This window comes from Marinomonas epiphytica, from assembly GCF_054780655.1.
Map to the genome: position 1 here is coordinate 80,404 of NZ_BAAGVX010000036.1, position 20,418 is coordinate 100,821.

Genomic DNA, 20,418 nt, shown 5'->3' on the forward strand with positions numbered 1-20,418 from the left:
CCGCCAATCGTAGGGCGCCGTTAGGCCGCAGGCCGTAATGCGCCATTGATCGCACAACACCCATCATTAAACAAAATGCCATTGAAATCATGCACCGCCAATCGTAGGGCGCCGTTAGGCCGCAGGCCGTAATGCGCCGTTGGATGCGAAGCACCCATGACCGAATCAAATCCCATTGAAACATGCACCATCAATGGCAATGCACCATTGGTCGCGCAACACCCGTGATTGAACAAAACTCCATTGAAATCATGCACCGCCAATCGTAGGGCGCCGTTAGGCCGCAGGCCGTAATGCGCCATTGATCGCACAACACCCATCATTAAACAAAATGCCATTGAAATCATGCACCGCCAATCGTAGGGCGCCGTTAGGCCGCAGGCCGTAATGCGCCGTTGGATGCGAAGCACCCATGGCCGAATCAAATCCCATTGAAACATGCACCATCAATGGCAATGCGCCATTGATCGCGCAGCACCCATGAACATATCAAAATTCACCCAGGATAAAATAGCTTCGCGAACCGTATCCTACAAATCACCTAAACACTGCTTTTGATACATAAAGACATTACTAATAACAATTGGATTTATGCATCACAATACAAACATGAAGAACAAAAGAAAAACGACGATTTGAAGAAAAAGAGGAAACCGAGAGAATGGTGGGTCGTACTGGATTCGAACCAGTGACCAATTGATTAAAAGTCAACTGCTCTACCAACTGAGCTAACGACCCGCTCATAAGATATGCAAACTGAAAGTTTGGCTGATGGTCGGAGTAGAGGGATTCGAACCCCCGACATCCTGCTCCCAAAGCAGGCGCGCTACCAGACTGCGCTATACTCCGATGGCTCCTCGAACTGGACTCGAACCAGTGACCCAATGATTAACAGTCATTTGCTCTACCAACTGAGCTATCGAGGAATTAATCAGACAATGCAGAATTTTAGCATGTATAGTTGGTGGGTCGTACTGGATTCGAACCAGTGACCAATTGATTAAAAGTCAACTGCTCTACCAACTGAGCTAACGACCCAACTATATGTAGTAATGGGGTGGACGATGGGGCTCGAACCCACGACCGATGGAATCACAATCCATAGCTCTACCAACTGAGCTACGCCCACCATTACTATAGGATGATAAAATAATGGTCGGAGTAGAGGGATTCGAACCCCCGACATCCTGCTCCCAAAGCAGGCGCGCTACCAGACTGCGCTATACTCCGATGGCTCCTCGAACTGGACTCGAACCAGTGACCCAATGATTAACAGTCATTTGCTCTACCAACTGAGCTATCGAGGAACTAATTTTATCTTTGCTGCAACTCGTCACCTTTAAAGATGGCGGAGGAGGAGAGATTCGAACTCTCGGTAGGCTACTAACCTACGCCGGTTTTCAAGACCGGTGCATTAAACCACTCTGCCACCCCTCCGTTGCGAGCGAGGTGTATATTACTGATTTGAAATTTCAGTGCAACATTTTTTTTAAAAAAATTTAACTTTTTTCGCTTATATAGTTCTGAGAAGGCGAAGTTCGTATCCAAACATGGGAATACCAATAATAATGACGACCAGATGCGTCCGGCATGGTGCAATTTATACGGCCACGACCAACAGCAAATGGTTTTTCAGCGGTGGCAGTCACTTCACGATCCGACGACCAGCTCAAAGAGGCTTTACCTTGCCCAGAAACATAGCAATTGAGGTCATTAAGGCGATACTTTCCCTGCTTGAATGTCAAAGTAATTGAAACAGGCTCACTAGATGCAAAGTCCCCTGCCTTATTTTCGCGCAGACTGGCTGTGGTCAGAGGCATGGGCTTCGCATTTAGCTTAGTTTTAAGAGTCGATAATTTAGCGTAATGCCCCGAAGCAGGGAATCTTGGTAAATTCGTAAAATCGGAATCAGCACTGATAACACCAGATTGCTGACCAAACGCCATGATGCCACGCTCTGCTAGTAGGTCGCGAATTACTTTGTTTGACTCGCCATAAGGGTAAGCGAGCATTTTTGGCGAATGACCGAGTTTATTCACCAGCAAGCTTTCTACCGTATCGACTTCTTTGGTCATCCGGGCCAACCAAGCTTGGTCTGTCTCCCCTTCTTCCTTACGCAACATATAAGGGTGGCTGATCGTATGATTAGCGAAAACACCACCTGATGCTTCCATTTCTGACATTTGTTGCCAGGTTAGAAAATGCCGATTGCCCCGCTCGACAGGGTCCGTGTTAATAAACACAGTAAATGGGAAGCCTCGCTCTTTTAAGATAGGAAAACCGGCTTGATAAATATTACGATAAGCATCGTCAAAGGTGATTGCCACTGCTTTTTCTGGCAAAGGCTTCCCCGCCTTCAAGTCATCTAACGCCTGGAACAGGTCCACCACTTGAAAACCAGCTGTTTTCAAATAATCCATGTGCTCGGTGAACTGTACTGGTGTAACAGAAGTGGAGAAAGGGGTACTTTCTCCGACATGATGATACTGCAGTACCGGCAAGTATGTTTGAGCACTGACAGCACTCGCTCCCAGCACAAGCCCTGTCACTAGGCTGTTTTTAAAGCTTACGGACATAATATTCTCTCCATTCTAATGCTGACATTTTACGCGACTTAGCCACCAAGTGAACAGGCAGTTTATGCAGAACAATTGTCAAAAAATAAGCACAACTGTTATGGTTGTTTTTCTATTCCACTGCATCTTTTACTCCTCTAAGAAGAATCCTACACTCATTAAACACAACGTAACTGTTTAAATTTCACACAGAGGGCACTATGAGCAAGTCTTCCTTTTACCAAGAACTTAATAACAAACTGGCTGAACTTAAACAGCAAGGCCTTTACAAAGAAGAGCGCCCACTAAGCTCCTCACAGTCCAGCCAGATCCGTACGCAAGACACCCAGCCACTTATTAACTTATGCGCCAATAATTACTTAGGCTTGGCTAACGACTCAAGTGTTGCGCAAGCCGCCCACCAAGCCCTCGACAAGTATGGGTACGGTATGGCATCGGTTCGCTTTATTTGCGGTACTCAAGAAACTCATACCGCTTTAGAAGAAAGCCTAAGCGACTTCCTCCAAATGGAAGATACGATTTTGTATTCGTCTTGTTTTGATGCCAATGGCGGGTTATTTGAAACACTTTTAGGTAAAGAAGATGCTGTCATCAGCGATGCCTTGAATCACGCCAGCATCATCGACGGTGTGCGCTTATGTAAAGCGCAGCGCTACCGTTATGCAAACAACGACATGACCGAGCTTGAAAGCTGCTTACAACAAGCTACGCAAAATGGCGCTCAAACAAAGCTGATCGTAACGGACGGTGTTTTCTCGATGGATGGCATCATTGCGGACCTAAAATCTATCTGCGACCTTGCCGATAAATACGATGCGTTAGTGATGGTCGACGACTCCCACGCGGTTGGCTTTTTGGGCGAAAATGGTCGTGGCAGCCATGAGTACTGTCAAGTACTAGGCCGTGTTGACATTATCACAGGCACACTAGGCAAGGCGCTAGGGGGTGCTTCTGGCGGTTACACTAGTGCTCGCAAGCCAATTGTTGACTGGTTACGCCAACGCTCTCGCCCTTACCTTTTTTCTAATGCTTTGGCTCCCATGATCAGCGCCACTAGCTTACACATTCTTGAATCCATTAAAGCGAACCCGCAAGCTCGCGAGCAACTTAAAGCCAACAGCCAATATTTTCGCGAACAAATGACAAAACTAGGCTTCACCCTAGTACCAGGTGATCACCCAATCATTCCGGTAATGTTAGGCGATGCCAAACTGGCTCAAGACATGGCAAACGCACTTTATAAGGAAGGCGTTTTCGTGACCGGCTTCTCCTACCCTGTAGTCCCAATGGGGAAAGCCCGAATTCGCACCCAAATGTCTGCCACTCTAACCACACAAGAACTTGATACCGCGATTGCGGCCTTCGCCAAAGTGGGTAAAGCACTTGGTATTATTAGTTGAGATTAAGCGATGAAAACATTATCAAAATTACACGCCCAACCAGGCATATGGTTAACAGAAGCAGAGCTTCCTGAGTGTGGCCACAATGACGTGGTCATTAAAATTCGTAAGACGGCCATTTGCGGCACCGATATGCACATTTATCATTGGGATGAATGGGCCAGCAAGACCATTCCAACCCCCATGACCGTAGGACATGAGTTCGTCGGTGAGATCGCTAAAATTGGGCCGGAGGTATCAGGCTTTCAAGTTGGTGACCGTGTATCAGGTGAAGGCCATATTACCTGTGGACACTGTCGTAACTGCCGAGCAGGACGTCGCCATCTTTGCCGTGAAACCATTGGTGTTGGAGTAAATCGCAGCGGTGCTTTTGCGGAGTACCTAGTGATTCCTGCCAGCAATGCTTTTAAAATTCCCGATGACATCAGTGATGATCTGGCTTCCATATTTGACCCATTTGGTAATGCAGCACACACTGCCCTGTCCTTTGACCTGATTGGTGAAGACGTACTCATTACAGGCGCTGGCCCAATTGGTGCCATGGCCGCCGCCATCGCGAAACACGTTGGTGCTCGTAACGTTGTGATTACAGATATTAATGACTATAGACTAGACCTTGCTAAAAAACTTGGTGCCACTCGTACAGTCAACGTCAGTAAGGAGTCACTTACTGACGTGATGGCCGAGCTAAATATGAATGAAGGTTTTGATGTTGGACTGGAAATGTCAGGTAATGCCATGGCCTTTGAGTCCATGTTAGAAAACATGAACCATGGAGGCAAAATTGCCATGTTGGGTATTCCGAGCAAGGACACATCAATCGATTGGAATCAGGTGATCTTTAAAGGCTTAATTATCAAAGGCATTTATGGCCGTGAGATGTACGAGACTTGGTACAAGATGGTTGCAATGTTGCAATCTGGGCTAGACATTAGCCCAGTTATTACTCATCATTTTGGCATCCATGATTTCCAACAAGGTTTCGATACCATGGCGTCTGGCCAATCCGGCAAAGTCATCCTAGATTGGCAAAAAGATTGAAAACACCCCAGGTGAGTTTTTCTTTCCTGCTTGCAAAATCAGCAAAAGGGCAACTAATTCGCCTTTTTTAAGACTACTATCTCTACTTTGGTCCTATGGTAGTCTGCTTTGATCCTCACCAAAATAGCCGCCTTTGGTGGCTATTTTTCATGAACCTCTCATATTGTATTTAGCGTCTTCAACAATTAAAAGCTATCTATGACTCATCAGTTACTCTTTATGGCGCTGATAATGAAACGCACTTCCTAAAATGCCACACTCTTGTTTTGGCCGGTTTTTTATGGCCATTAACTATTTGGCCGGTTTTTTATGGCCAATCACCATTTGGCCGGTTTTTTATGGCCAATATAGCAAAAAACATTTTTTTTCGGCAAAATCGTAAATCAAAGTGGTCGAAAGAATTTGAGAAGGAGAAAACAGTTTGATAGCAGGTGTGATAACAGGTGATATTGTCAATTCTGGCAGTTTATCTAAAGAAGAGCACAAAAGCTGCTTGGCAAGCCTGGAGCAAATGATGGAACGCCTTGCGCAATTATATGACACTAAAGGTGATATCTTCCGAGGGGATGAGTTTCAACTTTTCACACCGGAACGTTGGGTGTCACTACGATGTGCGGTCACACTCCGCCTTTGTATTATGAAAACAGTTAAAAATGCTGATGCAAGAGTTTCATTAGGTATTGGCCAATATATGGATATAGCTGATGAGCTTAGAAAAACAGCAAAGGGCGAAGCATTCGAACTCTCTGGTCGAGGGTTAAGTGACATTAAAGGTGAAAGGCTAAAAGTATTTTCTTCGATCATTGACTTCGAAAATAGCGCATTAGAATTATTGGTGCGTCATTTGGACAGTATTGTCACTAACTTAAGCCAAAAGCAAGCTGAAGTATTAATTCCTAAGTTGCTTTACCCTAATTACACACAAGATCAATTGTCTGAAGAAACTAAAATTCCGAGAAGAACTATTTCTAACAGATTACAAGCCGCCAACTCTATACTACTCATTGATACAATAGCGTTCATAGAGAAGGAACTAAAAGGAAGTTTTAATGATTAGCAATGATGCGAATATTCTTTTTTTTGCTTTGCTCCTTGGACACATCATAGGAGACTTTTTTCTTCAACCAAACTCTTGGGTTCAAGATAAGTTAGGGAAAAAACTTAAGTCTAAATACTTGGTATTACATGCCTTGCTCCACGGATTACTTTCAGTAGCTATTTTTGCTTTTTTACACTGGGTGCAATTAACCCCCACCTATACTCAGTTAACCTTTATATTTGGGCTTGTTTCTGTATCTCATTGGCTTATCGATGTGATAAAAAGCCACTTAAATCGAAGCTATGTATGGTTCATAGTTGACCAATTTCTTCATGTATTAATATTAGCCATACTGACATATGGAATAATACATAGTCATGAAATGCCAGTTCTTATCGAAAAAATAAAAAGCTTAAACTACATGATTGCTCTTCCCATTTTTATTGCATATCTCTTGATGCTAAAACCAACGGCAGTACTTGTTGGTGAAGTCCTTTTTAAATGGTCAAAAGAAGTAAGCAGTGAAGATGTTAGTGGCGAAGAGAAAGTAGGGTTAGAAAATGCAGGTAAGTATATAGGCTATATAGAACGAATTTTAATCCTAACATTTGTTCTTACCTCCCAATATTCTGCAATAGGGTTTGTTTTAGCAGCTAAGTCTATATTTCGAATGGGTGATTTGAGAGAAAATGGAGAAAGGAAATTTACAGAATATGTGATGGTTGGGACTCTATTCTCAGTGACCGTCGCTTTGTTCTGTGGGCTTGTTCTTAAATATGCAGTCGGGATTAAGTAGATAAGAGCTATTAGAGCTAGCAACAACGACACTCCATTATTAATGAAGGCATGATGGATGTATATGATACATGGAGAAAGCACAAAGATTAAGCGGCAACTATGTTATGGAGTTAATAGATCTCATGATCTGTATCACTTATAAGCATAACTCAGCCCTATATGACTGATTTATAGCGCTGCAACCATTCGTAAAAGTCATCCTAGATTGGAAATAAAATCCATGGGTTAATGTCTGAGTATGTTGCGTCTTAGAGAAGATAGCGTTAGCGTTATCTTTTCAAGACGGCAACAGAGCACAAACATGTTAGAAATTGGCACTCAGAATCACCCTTCACCACATCAAGATGCTCACTACATCCTGATCCATAGAAATCAGGTCTTGGTTAACTTAGACAAACAGTTTCTATTTAGCCTCCATGACTTTCAACCCGATGCAGGTATGAGCGCCGTTTTTTGCGGCCAGTGGCAAAAGAAAGATGTCTTCGTGTGCAACTTCACCATTCGCCCAAGAGGTTTTTCCGAAATGGGCTTAAGGGAACTGCTGTTCCTCCAAGAAAATGATGCCTACCTACTATTGAGCCGTGCGGCTCAATTAGCTACTTGGAATCAAGACCATCAATATTGTGGCCGCTGTGGAACGCCTATGCCGAGTAAGCATGTGGCTGAGCACACCAAGGTCTGCCCAAAATGTAACTTGCGTCATTACCCTAGAATTTCCCCTTGTGTGATTGTTTCTATCCGCAAAGGCGACCACATTTTACTGGCTCGTGGAGTGCATGCCCCAGCAGGCAAGTTCAGTAATATCGCAGGCTTTGTTGAAGCAGGAGAAACACTGGAACAGGCAGTAGCCAGAGAAATACAAGAAGAAGTCGGCCTAAAGGTAAATAACATTCGATACGTCGATAGTCAGCCTTGGTCATTCCCTCACCAGTTGATGGTTGGCTTTTTTGCTGACTACGAAAGTGGGGAAATTACACCAGCAGAAGGTGAAATTGCAGAAGCTGACTGGTATCAAATAGACAACTTACCGAACATTCCAAACCCAGCGACTATTTCGGGACAGCTCATTTTGCGTCATATCGAGCACATTAAACAACAAAATTAGCGTTATACCTCTTAGCTTTGCTCTTGCCACGCCAAAGCGTTTTTACTTCTTTATTTGTTTAATACAAAAGGTTGAAAACACTTTGGCTTCGCTAAAGACTTCTCTATACTTGCCGCCGTGAATTTAATGAAGAGGCTGGCACGTTGGAAGAGTTACTTAACTCCATAGAACAAAAAGTACGTCCGTTATTAGGGCAAGGCAAAGTGGCTGACTACATACCTGCTTTATCTCATGTAGATGGTAATCAGTTTGGAATTGCCATTTACGGCCACGACGGCAGTTTATACCAAGCGGGACAAGCTGATACCCTATTTTCTATACAAAGTATCTCGAAAGTCTTTAGCCTCACATTAGCCATTCAACAATACGGCGAAAGCATGTGGCAAAGAGTGGGCCGTGAGCCTTCAGGCAATCCCTTTAACTCTTTAGTTCAACTTGAGTATGAGGCTGGCATTCCCCGTAACCCTTTTATAAATGCTGGTGCACTGGTTGTCAGTGACCTTGTACAGTCCCGTTTCGCTACGCCCCATTATGCCATGCTAGGTTTTATCAGACGCTTAGCGGGCAACCCTGAATTGCATTCTGACAAAGTGGTTTCAGACTCTGAGTACGAGTTTCGCGCTCGTAATGCTTCTATGGCTTACCTGATGAAAGCTTTTGGTAACTTTGATAATGATGTCGAAGACGTATTACACAGCTATTTCGATAACTGTGCAATGCGCATGAGCTGTGTTGACCTTGCTAAAGCTTTTAGCTTTCTAGCCAATAAAGGGGTTTCAGCACATTCTAATGAACGCATTTTAAGCGCTCGCGAAACCACTCAAGTAAATGGCCTGTTAGCCACCAGCGGCCTTTATGACGAAGCTGGTAATTTTGCCTATCGAGTTGGCTTACCCGGAAAAAGTGGCGTCGGTGGGGGAATCATCGCCATCGTTCCTAACCGTTATTCTATTTGCGTTTGGTCTCCCGAACTGAATAAAGCAGGCAACTCTCTGGCGGGTATGGCCGCTCTGGAACATTTGTCAGCGGAATTGGGCTGGTCAGTCTTTGGCTAAGGCGTAAAAAAGGGCCTTTCGGCCCTTTCAATCTAGTCTGTTAGCACCTTATAACAAGGTACATAAGCACTACCTGGCAGCTTCATTCGCTGTTGCTCTACGAACGCCTGTAACAGGGCGTCCAGTTTTGCAAGCAAAGCTTTATCACCATGAATTTCAAATGGACCATGCTCTTTAATATAAGCCACACCTTGGGCTTTCACGTTACCCGCCACAATGGACGAAAAAGCTCGCCTTAGATCCGCAGCAAGCAGATGAGTCTCCTGGTCGAAGTGCAAATTCAACTCTCGCACTCTTTCATGAGTCGGCTCAAATGGAAATTGAAATTCTTCAGGTATATGTAGCTTCCAATTGTAGTAAAAGGCATCATGTTGGGATTTTCGGTATGCACGTACCTCTTCTAGCCCTTGCTTCATCACTCGCGCCACTTCGACTTCGTCATCAATGATTATTTGATACTTGTCTTGAGCGTCTTTACCCAACACATCACCAATAAAAGCATGAATTTGCTCGAAATACTCAGCACTTTCTTTAGGTCCAGAAAATACTAACGGGAAAGGAACATTAGTGTTTTTAGGGTGCAGCAATATGCCTAATATGTATAAAATCTCTTCCGCTGTGCCCGCCCCACCAGGAAAAACAATAATACCGTGCCCAGTACGCACAAAGGCCTCAAGGCGCTTTTCGATATCTGGCATGATGACCAGCTGATTCACAATAGGGTTAGGGGATTCTGCGGCAATAATACCCGGCTCAGTTAGGCCTAGGTACACACCAGATTGAATACGCTGTTTCGCATGGGCAATGGCCGCTCCTTTCATAGGTCCCTTCATAGCACCTGGGCCACAGCCAGTACAAATATTAAGATCTCTGAGACCAAGCTCATGACCTACTCGCTTGGTATAGTCATATTCATGGCGAGCAATAGAGTGTCCACCCCAGCACACCACCATATCAGGGTTTTGAATGCGGCGAAAAACATTCGCATTACGCAGCAGCTCAAACACCACATTAGTGATTTCATGAGACGTAGCCGCCCCCGTATCACGAACTAAGCTGTATTCATGGTAAGAAAAAATAATGTCTCTCAGTACGCTAAATAACATTTCACGTACACTGCTGATCATTTTACCGTCGACAAACGCACTTGCTGGCGCATTATGCAATTGCAGTTTCACACCACGTTCTTGCTGTACAATTTCGATATTAAATTCTTTAAACTTATCCATCACAGCTTGTGGGTCGTCAGAATCACTGCCGCAATTTAGAATCGCCAAGGCGCAACGACGGAATAGCTCTTTAAGCTCCCCACTTTCCTCAGATAGACGGCTAATTTCATCCTGGGACAACATTTCCAGCGCACCTTTAGGTGCTACCAGTGCATCGATTAACGCTTCGTTATATTGTGTCATCATCGCCCTCCTAAACTTCTATATAGACGTATGGTTGCTTTTTCATTGTTCCAATCTACATCATGCCTGAAACGTAAAACAAATAAAATCAATTATTTAGCTAAATACCTAGCTCAGTTTATCCGATTTTATATTGACTATGTTGCAGTTTCGTAGACAAGACTAAAGCTCGACAAGTTTGGCAATATTCGAGAAAAACCTTCTTTATAATGTTCGAAATTCACCACCCTTTTCGATGGCTAATTGAAAACTTGGTAGCTCTTCTAACTTATTCAAATAACTTGTAATACTCGGATAAGCGGACAGATCAAGCCTTGACCTAGCTGCCAATAAAGGAAAACTCATTTGAATGTCTGCAGCGGAAAAAGCACTGCCTGCGAACCATTGCTTCTGCTGTAACCTTTCCTCAATGAAGGCTAACTGAGGCGTCAAGCGCGGCATAATAAATTTTGCTTGTATTTTTGCCATCAGTGTTCTGGCAACCGGCTTAATAAAGAAGGGCATAGGGTTATCTGGCACTTTTGCCAACACCAGCTTCATAACGAGTAAGGGCATCAGTGAACCCTCAGCAAAGTGCAGCCAGTAACGGTAATCCAGTAAGTCCTGCCCTATAAATGGGCGGAGGCGTGATTCTTCGTCGTAAGCATCTAGAAGATATTCAATAATAGCCCCAGACTCTGCCACAACCAGCTCACCATCAGTCAAAATTGGTGATTTACCTAACGGATGAATCGCTTTTAGGGACTCAGGAGCTGAGGCATTCTCGCCTCGCTGATAGGAGAGTACCTCATAATCTAACCTCAGCTCTTCCAATAGCCATAGAATACGCTGAGACCGAGAGTTTTCTAAGTGATGAACTTTAATCATGGTCACTCCAATAACCTTTAGGGGTCGTTAAAGTCTACCTTAAAGAAGACAGAACTCACTAGGAAATCCCACCTAGCGAACGCTGTTATTAATCGATGCTCTGTTTGATACTTTTTATGTACCCAACTGCATCCGCAAAACCTTGCTCGCCTAGCTTGCCTTGCATTTTATTTTTCAGTTTGGCGGCTACTTGGCGTAATTGAACGAGCACTTCTTGGCCTTGACTAGTTATAGAAAAGCTTGAACCTTTACCTGCGCCATTACGCTCTAAATGTCCTTTTGTTACTAAGGCATCAATAAAGCGCGTCACCGTTGAAGCATCAAGCTCAAGTTGCTCACGTAAATCTTTTTGAGAAGCGCTTGGGTTATCTCCAATGGCAATCAAAAGGTAAGCATGGGAAGGAGAGAGTCCCATACGAGCGAACTCCTCCTGCCAAATTTTGGTGACCTGTCGACTGAGCGTCGATAAATTAAAATACAAACAAGAGTCAAACATTTGTGCCACCTTAAGTTTCATGTACAGGCAAATATTAACACGCCAAATTGCAAGTCACCTAAGCGATCCTTGTTTTTGTATTTTTGAAGTCATAAAGATGCTAAGCGTTTGCTGCTGGCATCTTAACAAAGCCTTCTAATGCTTCTATTCGAGCTAGCCAAGCTTTCACATTCGGGTAAGCGGATAAATCCACTTCACCTTCGTGAGCCGCAGCAATGTAACTGTAATTGGCAATGTCAGCAATGGTTGCATGATCAGATACTAACCATTCGCGCTCTGCAAGGTGCGGCTCAAACAACTCACTCAACACTTTATGCGCTTTTGCTACGGCTTGTTCATGGTCAAATGGTGCACCAAATACTTTATTGAGACGCGCAGCACAGGGGCCTAAATACACTTCTTTCGAGCTAACCGACAACCAGCTTTGGATTTGGGCGGCTATATCCGCATCATCAGGGAGCCATTGATTGCTTGCATCATAACGCTTTGCTAGGTACACCAAAATGGCGGTCGAATCACGCAACACAAGATCACCATCCACCAGCACAGGCACTTCACCAAGTGGATTCAATGCTAAAAATTCAGGTTGTTTGTGTTCACCGTTTACCAAATCAACCAAATGGCTATCGTGCTCAACATTTAAGAGCTTTAAAAACACAGAACCGCGATGAGCATGTCCAGATAATAAAAAATCGTAATATTTCATTGTTTACCTCTTTTTTAATTTATGTGAAAAATTCCACTGAAATCACAATTTGACTTTCAAACGCTCTGATCCCTTTTTAGGGTAAGCGCAGCACACTAAGATTTGCCCTTCTTCAGGAAGGAAAGCTGGAGGAGTAGAGTAAGCTACTTCGCCTTGCTCTATGGTTACTGAACACTGGCCACAGCTACCGCTACGACAACCTTGATTTGGCTCAAGGCCGTGACTTTCGGCAAACTCTAAAAGGCTCCCGTCTGTGTTGGACCAAGCCTGTTCAAACTGGGAATCAGTAAATTCAACAATGGCCTTTTCGGCCATATTTGCCTTCGAATCTGTCTCTACTTTTGAATTGACCTGCCTTATCAAACGAGAGGGACCAAAGCTTTCACTGAAAATGCGCTCATCATTTACACCCAGTGAAATGAGTGAGTCATATACAGCCTGCATAAAAGCGGGCGCGCCACACAGATAAAAATCGTAGTCTGCAATGGGTAATAAGGCTTGAAATACATCTGCATCAATGCGCCCTGCTATGTCGTAATCTCCTTCTTTTTGATCGGCTATCGTTGGTCGACTTAATACAGAGATATAGCGAATGGCCCCTTGAGTTTGCGCCGCTAACGTTTGAAATTCATTAGCAAATGCGCGCTCAGCTATGCTTCTTGCTCCATGTATTACTGTGGTTGACCTTAGATGACGAGTTCGAACGCTTTCTGCATACAGAGTTTTCGCCATCGAAATCATAGGCGTTACTCCAACGCCTCCTGCAACCAACACAGCAGGTCTCTTTTCTTCAGTAGAAATAAAAAAATGACCATTTGGTGAACGCGCTTCTATTTGGTCACCAACCTTTAAATGGCGATGTAAAAAGTGAGATACGCTCTCTTCGTGACCCTTTGAAGGATCGGCCTTCACGCTAATACGGTATTCACTTTCTAATGGTGAAGAAGAAAGTGTGTAGCTTCGAACTAAGGACTTACCGCTTTGTAACCTGGTACGAACGGTTAAGTGTTGGCCCGCTTTGAAGTCAAATAGTGAGTCTGAAAAAGTCGGTTTAAGATAGAAAGAACGGATATCCTGACTCTCTTGTTCCACTCTTGTCACAAGGTAAGGCATCCATTGTTGACGTTTCTGTTGGTTTGACAGTTTTTCTTGGGCGCTAGACCAGTCACCAGAAAGCAAGGTGTTTGGTGAGAAGCTATCGAACGCCCAACGATATGGCAGAGCATTCTTTAGTACAAAACCATGATCTAACGTAAAACTCCACGCTCTCTCTGCGCCCTGAAAAGCATTTAATAGCTCATCTTTTTCCCAATGAATTTGGGTATGGCCCGTCATATAAAGTAGATTGCCGGTTTTAAAGTCCACAAACAATAAGCCAGCCTTAGGGTTTACTAGAAAGTTACCAAGGGTATTAAAAAAGAAGTTACCCATATAATCTGGTATTAATAAGCGGTTACCGTCAACCTTAACAAAACCAGGTTTGCCGCCTCTATGGCTAATATCTACTCCGCCAGTATCATTGGCATCATCATTCGGATTGTTGCTGGCCACAAAAAAAGTATCGGCGGTTTGTATCCATTGACTTAATGCAGGATCAAGTTGCTTAAAAGCTTGTTTCTCAGGCTGGTTAGCCACTTCTGATTCGGGGGCCTTGTCAATTACACGAGTTTGAATGTATTGCGGGCAATTACCATAAGATTGAACCACATCTACAGTGAAGCCCCCAGCGTTTAGCTCACTGACTATGCCATTCATTCTATTACGACGGCGATTAGACAAATCAATTCCAACCAACCCCAGTGGCGCTCCTTCAGCAAGGTTGGACTGCAAAGGGTCACCAGGCAACAAGGTGCTGGCTACTGTCATTTGTTTCTCATTAGGTGTTGAGATAAACCCTGGCTCACCAAACACGATTGACGCCCATGGCCAGCCGTTCTTGTCCACACTACCAACAAATAACGTAGCAAGCTGCTCAAAAAAACTACGGTGCTGAGCTGGCATGTACGGGCGATGGATGCGCATAGCAATACGCTCTTGCTTGTCTTTGAGACCGAGCCTTGATTGCAAATCTTGCTCACCTTGATGATAAGGAGAAGTATTTTTTCCCCAGCCCGGTAAATCCATACAGCCCTCCATTTTCGTGCTTTGGTTATAAACTTAAATTTGTTTGTACATACAAATATATTATTAGAAATCTACTTTTTCAACCTTTTGTTAAGGCTATTTTGGTTACATAAGACAACACCCCATCTAACTTGAAGGCAGTTTCACCTGTTTTTTGAGTGTTATAAGGCCTGCATGGAGGGTGCAAATTTTTCTTTCAAACGCTTACATGGCGAGGGATAGAGAAAATCTATGGCACAAGACTTTATCGTTTTAGAGCAAATTAGTATTTGCTTTAAAATTGTTTACTTTTAAACCAGCAAAGTCCGCATTTTTTGCACAATCTGCCCTTTAATAGGATTTACATAGCCAAATTGGCTGGTAGAGTGCACCGCAATTTTACTATGGGCTCAAATGCATCTTGACGAAAAATACCATTATCATCGTCAAAAATAGCCTTTGAAAGCTCAAACATGGCTAATCGAATTCACCTAAATGAAAGTTCGAAAAGTCTAATATGCGTTCTTCATCATTTAAAAGAACTGTTTTCATATGAAAAATTTACTAACACATTTTTGCCACATATTTGCTGGCTTTATCCCCCTTAGGGGCTGCTCACCGAACGTTTACGATGCGGCTCTATTATAGTCATCATAGTTTGCTATGAGGCCTTGCCTTAACCCGTTAAGCCTCTGCCATAACGAACCCTTGGTCAAAAAATAACGAGATAACAAGATGAGTTTTGAACAACTGAAAAATGTCAGTGAAGAACAGCTGCCTGTTGCTAAACATAAACGCCACGGCTGGAAACATTTCTTTGGTCTATATGCAGGAGAGCATGTGGCCGCGACTGAGTTTGTAATAGGAGCGACATTTGTTGCCCTTGGTGCAAAAACCATGGACATATTGTTAGGCTTGCTAATTGGTAATCTACTGGCGATCCTAAGCTGGACACTGATTACTGCCCCCATTGCTACTCAGACCCGTTTAAGCCTCTACACTTATCTTCATAAGATAGCAGGTCAGTCTATGACACGGCTCTATAACTGGGCCAATGTCATTATATTCACCGTCATTTCCGCGGCGATGATTACTGTATCGAGTACCGCAGTCCGGTATTTGTTTAATATTCCCGCTCAGCTCGACTGGTATCCGACCAACTCATTATTTGTAATGGTGGTACTTGCAGTTGGTGTGGTTGTAGTTTTTGTTGCCATGTACGGCTTTAAAACGGTTTCTGAATTCTCTGGTATATGTGGTCCCTGGTTATTTGTTATGTTCGCCTCTGGGGCGTTAGTGATGATGCCAGCCTTAGCAAACTCCGTATTAGGTACAACGACACTAACCAGCTTTAAAGATTTCATTACCATAGGCGACCAATCTATTTGGACTGGCATTAATGCCCAGGGTGAGCCAGGCATAGGACTGATAGAAGTTATTGGCTTTGCATGGGCTGCCAATACCATCACCCACTTTGGCCTTATTGACATGGCCTTACTTCGTTATGCTAAAAAGCCAATTTACGGCTTATCCACCAGCACAGGTATGCTGTTTGGTCATTATATTGCTTGGATCTCAGCCGGTATTATGGGAGCGGGTACAGCTGTATTGGTGAAAAAAACCATTATTGAGTTAGACCCAGGCGACGTTGCTTTTCAAGCACTTGGTTTATCTGGCTTTGTTATTGTCATCATTGCAGGTTGGACTACTGCAAACGCTAACCTGTACCGGGCAGGCCTTGCAGCACAAGCCATTTTCAATCGTTATACTCGTCGCCAAACAACCTTGGCCGTTGGCATGGTAACGGTCGTCGTGGCTTGTTTTCCATTCGTCTTCACTAAGATGCTACCACTACTAACCTACGCAGGGTTACTCGTTGTCCCCGTTGGTGCAATTGTATTTGCAGAACACGTCATTTTCCCCAAAATTGGCTTTAGTCGTTACTGGGTAACCTACAAAAAGCTCACCCATAGTACGCCAGCGGTTGCTTCTTGGGGGCTGGGGCTAGCCTTTGGCTTTGGACTCAACGCCATGAATGTTATGTCTTTTTATTACTTATTTTTACCTACTTGGGCCGTCACCATTGTGGTCTACATTCTATTGGCTAAAAAATACGGTGCCGATCAGCCGTATACGGCTGAAAAAGCCGAAATGGCCAAATACGACCAAATGGTCTGTGACTATAACGATCAGCTTACAAAACAAGCAGGCCCTAAAGTAGAAGACACCACCTTGCTTTCCAAAGCACTAAAAGGCACCGCTTGGGTTAGCCTAGCGATTACTTTAGTGCTGGCCTGTAACACCATGTTTGCCAGCCACAACATGGATGCTTATTTGGCAAACCGCGACACCTTCTATTTCTTCGGTTTCGTGTTCACTATTTTATATTTTGTTGCAGCTTACTGGGCACTTCGCCGCCAAAAAGCTTTGCAAGCCTAACCACCGAGTCGAGATTTTTTTATGACAGTACTTACTCACACTAACTTAGCTCAAATAGATCAAGGGATTGCACGCCCAAGTTATGACCGTAGCCAGCTGAAAACCGGCATAGTACATATTGGCGTAGGTGGTTTTCATCGTTCTCACGAGGCTTACTATACGGACCTATTGCTAGAACAAACTGGCTCTAAGGATTGGGGGATTTGTGGCATAGGTTTACGGGAAGGCGACCGTAAAATTGCTCAGGTACTTGAACAACAGGATTACCTATACACTCTAGTAGTTAAACACCCTAACGGTGGTATTCAGCATCGAGTGATTGGCTCCATTGTCGACTTTATTCTTGCTCCAGACTCGCCTCAAGCTGTCATAGACAAAATGGCTCATCAAGACACTAAGATTGTGTCCTTAACCATCACGGAGGGAGGGTATAACTTCTTACCTGCAACAGGCGAGTTTGACTTCAGTAACCCTGATATACAACACGACTTAGCCAACCCAGAGTCACCTAAAAGCGTGTTTGGTTACCTAACAGCCGCATTAAGGTTACGCCGTGAACAAGGTTTTGCTGCTTTTACCGTTCAATCCTGCGATAACATTCAACACAACGGTAACATGACCCGAAAAATGCTGTTGGCATTTGCCGAACGACAAGATAGCTCACTCGCTAGCTGGATAGCTCAAGAAGTGGCGTTTCCCAATGCCATGGTAGACAGAATTACTCCAGTGACGACGTTAGCAGATATTCAACACTTAGCCGACGCTGGTATTGAAGATCAATGGCCGGTCGTTTGCGAGCCCTTTACTCAGTGGGTGATTGAAGATCAATTTAGCCATGGGCGCCCAGCTTGGGAGCAGGTCGGCGCTCAGTTTGTGGCCGATGTTACACCTTATGAAACCATGAAAATTCGCCTATTGAATGCGGGTCATTCCGTACTAGGCTTGTTGGGATCATTATACGGTCACGACACGATCGACACCTGTGTGGCAGACCCGCTCTTTGCTCAATACCTAAGAAACTTTATGGATGAAGAAGCAACACCGGTATTAGCCCCTGTCGAAGGCATTGATCTCAACCTCTATAAAGACACCTTAATCGAGCGTTTTGGCAACCCTAACGTGAAAGACAACCTTGCTCGTATTTGTTTAGAAAGCTCTTCGAAACTGCCTAAGTTTCTGATTGCCACAATCAATGAGAACCTAGCCAAAAACGGTAGTATTCGTCTTGCTACGTTAGTACTGGCTGCTTGGTGTTATTACTCTGACAAAGGGCAAAGCCTACAGGGTGAAGAACTCGATATTGTTGATGACATGAAAGAGCAACTGCATAAGGCTGCGCAACAAACTGCCGAGAACTCATTGGCTTTTCTGTCCATTAAAGAAGTGTTTGGTGATCTTTTAAATAACCCTACTTTCACTCAAACCTACTCAGCAATGGTCAACGAATTGTACCAAGAGAAAGATATTGCCTCGCAAATGGTTTCTACAATGAGCGGTGTAGAGCAACTAACTGCTTAATGTCCTCATGCGCAGTAAAACCAACATGTAAGGCGGGGCCTTCGTGTTAGTTTTACTGTGTAAATCAATAATTACAATTTTTTTATTACCACCAAGCCTGCGCAATACTCCTCACCTATAAAACCTTTAACTCTAAGCGCCAATAAGAGTACACTGCTCGTATTAAGGATAATATTTCACCTAAAATATAAAGGCGCTCAGGATGAATTGGCTTGCGATCTCTCTCACTTTTACTGGCATCATCATGCTACTGGTCAGCCTTCACCCCACCCTACAAATATGCCGTAAGGACGATCACTTAGGCTGGAAAGCCCTGCTTGCTCTGATTCTTTTTTTCCTCTCTGGTTACGCCACTGCACTGTATTATTTTACCTACTACCCCATCACCAGCGGGGCGTACGAAGCTTTTTCTCTGATTCTTTTTAGTGGCGCTATTTTTGTTTTTATTGTCATTAAGTTGAGCCTATCTAGTATTCAAAAAATCGCACACGTTGCGCACCAAGAGCGCCATAACGCGCTTCACGACAGCCTTACAAAACTTCCTAATCGAACATACTTATTCGAACATATGGCTAACAAGAAAGAGCAAGGGCAGCCGATCACACTACTGACGATTGATTTAAATAACTTCAAATCTGTCAATGACGCACTCGGTCATCACTATGGGGATTTATTGCTCATTGCTACTGGAGAACGCTTAAACCAATTATTGCCAACTGGGGCATTTTTAGCTCGCCTAGGTGGCGATGAGTTCGCCATTACCATTAACTCAGATCAGGCAGAAGATTACCTTTCACTACTAGATGCATTACGCAAAAGTGCCCAGGACCCAATTACACTCACCCACTATGCTATTAATATCTATTTCAGCATTGGTGTTAGCCTTTTTCCAAAAACCTCAAAAGATATTGAAGAGCTGTATAAACAAGCCGACATGGCGATGTATGTGTCAAAAAAGAACAAACTTCCCTTTGCGCTTTTTACACCAGAATTAAACAAAGGAGCGGATGAAAAGCTGTCCATCTCCTCCCGTATAGAAAGCGCAATAAAACAACAAGAATTTAAGCTCTACTACCAACCCATTTTTGGCCAAGACCAAACACTGCACGGCGCTGAAGCTTTAATACGCTGGCCTCAATTCGATGGCAGCTACATTAAACCTGAAAAATTTATTCAAATTTGCGAACAAAGCATCATGATCGAAAAGATTACACACTGGGTTGTAGAAACAGCGGTTAATGACCTATTAACACTAACTAAAGAAGGCTTCGCAGGGTGCTTACATATCAATTTGTCGACTCAAGATTTACAAAGTCACCGCTTCTATATGAAGGCAAAAGAGTTAAGCAAAACTCACCCTGAGTTTGTTTCGAGAATCGTCTTTGAGGTCACCGAAAGCGCCATGCTAAGGAATTTAGAAGCAACAACTAAAATGATGACATCACTCAATGAGCTAGGCTTTAGATTCAGTATTGATGATTTCGGAACAGGCTTTTCATCCCTTTCTTTACTGCGCACCCTCCCTGTACAACAAATCAAAATTGACCGCTCTTTCGTTTTACAAATGGCCACGGACAAAACCAACTATTCCATTGTAAAGTCTGCAGTGTATTTAGCGAAGAACTTAGACTACTCGATTGTCGCCGAAGGCGTTGAGACCCCACAAACTTCCACTCTATTAAAAGAATTAGACTGCGACTACCAACAGGGCTATTTATTTGGGCACGCTGAGTCTGTAGAGCAGTTTGGAAAATTATTCTTATAAAAAATGGCACACCCGAGAGGATTTGAACCCTTTTATTAGTGTTAACAATGAACTGTAATAGACATAACACAAGGGCTGCAATTTCCCTAACGGCTCAT

Annotated in this window: 16 protein-coding genes and 8 tRNA genes; 9 read left to right on the forward strand and 15 right to left on the reverse strand. The window is 43.7% G+C overall.

Annotated elements, in window-relative coordinates; all coding sequences use genetic code 11:
• Positions 1–20 precede the first annotated feature (20 nt).
• The 10 genes from ACYVGZ_RS12160 to ACYVGZ_RS12205 form a co-directional block, all read right to left on the reverse strand.
• A complete protein-coding gene (locus ACYVGZ_RS12160) occupies positions 21–347 on the reverse strand; it encodes a hypothetical protein (RefSeq protein WP_460755903.1) in 327 nt (108 codons plus the stop codon).
• Between the two features lie 315 nt (positions 348–662).
• Positions 663–738: transfer RNA gene (locus ACYVGZ_RS12165), tRNA-Lys, on the reverse strand.
• Between the two features lie 34 nt (positions 739–772).
• Positions 773–849 (reverse strand) — tRNA-Pro (locus ACYVGZ_RS12170).
• Position 850: 1 nt separating this feature from the next.
• A tRNA-Asn gene (locus tag ACYVGZ_RS12175) sits at positions 851–926 on the reverse strand.
• A 36-nt stretch (positions 927–962) separates the two neighbouring features.
• Positions 963–1,038 (reverse strand) — tRNA-Lys (locus tag ACYVGZ_RS12180).
• A 15-nt stretch (positions 1,039–1,053) separates the two neighbouring features.
• Positions 1,054–1,129: transfer RNA gene (locus ACYVGZ_RS12185), tRNA-His, on the reverse strand.
• 24 nt (positions 1,130–1,153) lie between these two features.
• Positions 1,154–1,230 (reverse strand) — tRNA-Pro (locus ACYVGZ_RS12190).
• A 1-nt stretch (position 1,231) separates the two neighbouring features.
• Positions 1,232–1,307, reverse strand: a tRNA-Asn gene (locus ACYVGZ_RS12195).
• Between the two features lie 39 nt (positions 1,308–1,346).
• Positions 1,347–1,437, reverse strand: a tRNA-Ser gene (locus ACYVGZ_RS12200).
• 62 nt (positions 1,438–1,499) lie between these two features.
• Positions 1,500–2,576, reverse strand: coding sequence for a polysaccharide deacetylase family protein (locus ACYVGZ_RS12205; protein ID WP_460755906.1), 1,077 nt, complete (start codon positions 2,574–2,576; stop codon positions 1,500–1,502).
• Between the two features lie 200 nt (positions 2,577–2,776).
• Between ACYVGZ_RS12205 and ACYVGZ_RS12210 the strand changes: the two genes are divergently transcribed.
• From ACYVGZ_RS12210 to glsB, 6 genes are all read left to right on the forward strand, one after another.
• Entirely contained in the window at positions 2,777–3,976 is a 1,200-nt protein-coding gene (locus ACYVGZ_RS12210) for a glycine C-acetyltransferase (RefSeq protein WP_460755908.1), read from the forward strand.
• A gap of 9 nt (positions 3,977–3,985) precedes the next feature.
• Positions 3,986–5,017: an L-threonine 3-dehydrogenase gene (tdh, locus tag ACYVGZ_RS12215; RefSeq protein ID WP_460755911.1), complete on the forward strand. Its 1,032-nt coding sequence runs from the start codon at positions 3,986–3,988 to the stop codon at positions 5,015–5,017.
• A gap of 421 nt (positions 5,018–5,438) precedes the next feature.
• Positions 5,439–6,074 carry a hypothetical protein gene (locus ACYVGZ_RS12220; RefSeq protein WP_460755912.1) on the forward strand — a complete coding sequence of 212 codons (636 nt, stop codon included), beginning with the start codon at positions 5,439–5,441 and terminating at the stop codon, positions 6,072–6,074.
• The gene (locus ACYVGZ_RS12225; RefSeq protein WP_460755915.1) at positions 6,067–6,852 is read left to right on the forward strand and encodes a DUF3307 domain-containing protein; all 786 of its coding nucleotides are present in this window, start codon (positions 6,067–6,069) and stop codon (positions 6,850–6,852) included. The genes ACYVGZ_RS12220 and ACYVGZ_RS12225 overlap by 8 nt, the downstream gene beginning before the upstream one ends.
• Positions 6,853–7,155: 303 nt before the next feature.
• Entirely contained in the window at positions 7,156–7,959 is an 804-nt protein-coding gene (gene nudC / locus ACYVGZ_RS12230; protein WP_460755917.1) for an NAD(+) diphosphatase, read from the forward strand.
• Between the two features lie 143 nt (positions 7,960–8,102).
• Positions 8,103–9,014, forward strand: a complete 912-nt coding sequence (gene glsB / locus ACYVGZ_RS12235; RefSeq protein WP_460755920.1) for a glutaminase B — start codon at positions 8,103–8,105, stop codon at positions 9,012–9,014.
• Positions 9,015–9,046: 32 nt separating this feature from the next.
• Here glsB and ppnN read toward each other — a convergent pair whose 3' ends face one another.
• The 5 genes from ppnN to ACYVGZ_RS12260 form a co-directional block, all read right to left on the reverse strand.
• Positions 9,047–10,429, reverse strand: a complete 1,383-nt coding sequence (ppnN, locus tag ACYVGZ_RS12240) for a nucleotide 5'-monophosphate nucleosidase PpnN (protein ID WP_460755922.1) — start codon at positions 10,427–10,429, stop codon at positions 9,047–9,049.
• Between the two features lie 201 nt (positions 10,430–10,630).
• Entirely contained in the window at positions 10,631–11,293 is a 663-nt protein-coding gene (locus ACYVGZ_RS12245) for a glutathione S-transferase family protein (protein ID WP_460755924.1), read from the reverse strand.
• A gap of 88 nt (positions 11,294–11,381) precedes the next feature.
• A complete protein-coding gene (locus ACYVGZ_RS12250; protein WP_460755927.1) occupies positions 11,382–11,789 on the reverse strand; it encodes a MarR family winged helix-turn-helix transcriptional regulator in 408 nt (135 codons plus the stop codon).
• A gap of 100 nt (positions 11,790–11,889) precedes the next feature.
• Positions 11,890–12,495, reverse strand: a complete 606-nt coding sequence (locus ACYVGZ_RS12255) for a glutathione S-transferase family protein (protein WP_460755930.1) — start codon at positions 12,493–12,495, stop codon at positions 11,890–11,892.
• Between the two features lie 42 nt (positions 12,496–12,537).
• A complete protein-coding gene (locus ACYVGZ_RS12260) occupies positions 12,538–14,619 on the reverse strand; it encodes an FAD-binding oxidoreductase (protein WP_460755933.1) in 2,082 nt (693 codons plus the stop codon).
• A gap of 714 nt (positions 14,620–15,333) precedes the next feature.
• Between ACYVGZ_RS12260 and ACYVGZ_RS12265 the strand changes: the two genes are divergently transcribed.
• The 3 genes from ACYVGZ_RS12265 (at position 15,334) to ACYVGZ_RS12275 (ending at position 20,320) form a co-directional block, all read left to right on the forward strand.
• Positions 15,334–17,037 (forward strand): purine-cytosine permease family protein, encoded by a 1,704-nt coding sequence (locus tag ACYVGZ_RS12265; RefSeq protein WP_460755936.1) that lies wholly within the window; start codon positions 15,334–15,336, stop codon positions 17,035–17,037.
• A gap of 21 nt (positions 17,038–17,058) precedes the next feature.
• The gene (locus tag ACYVGZ_RS12270; protein WP_460755938.1) at positions 17,059–18,555 is read left to right on the forward strand and encodes a mannitol dehydrogenase family protein; all 1,497 of its coding nucleotides are present in this window, start codon (positions 17,059–17,061) and stop codon (positions 18,553–18,555) included.
• 202 nt (positions 18,556–18,757) lie between these two features.
• Positions 18,758–20,320: a putative bifunctional diguanylate cyclase/phosphodiesterase gene (locus tag ACYVGZ_RS12275; protein WP_460755941.1), complete on the forward strand. Its 1,563-nt coding sequence runs from the start codon at positions 18,758–18,760 to the stop codon at positions 20,318–20,320.
• Positions 20,321–20,418: the final 98 nt, after the last annotated feature.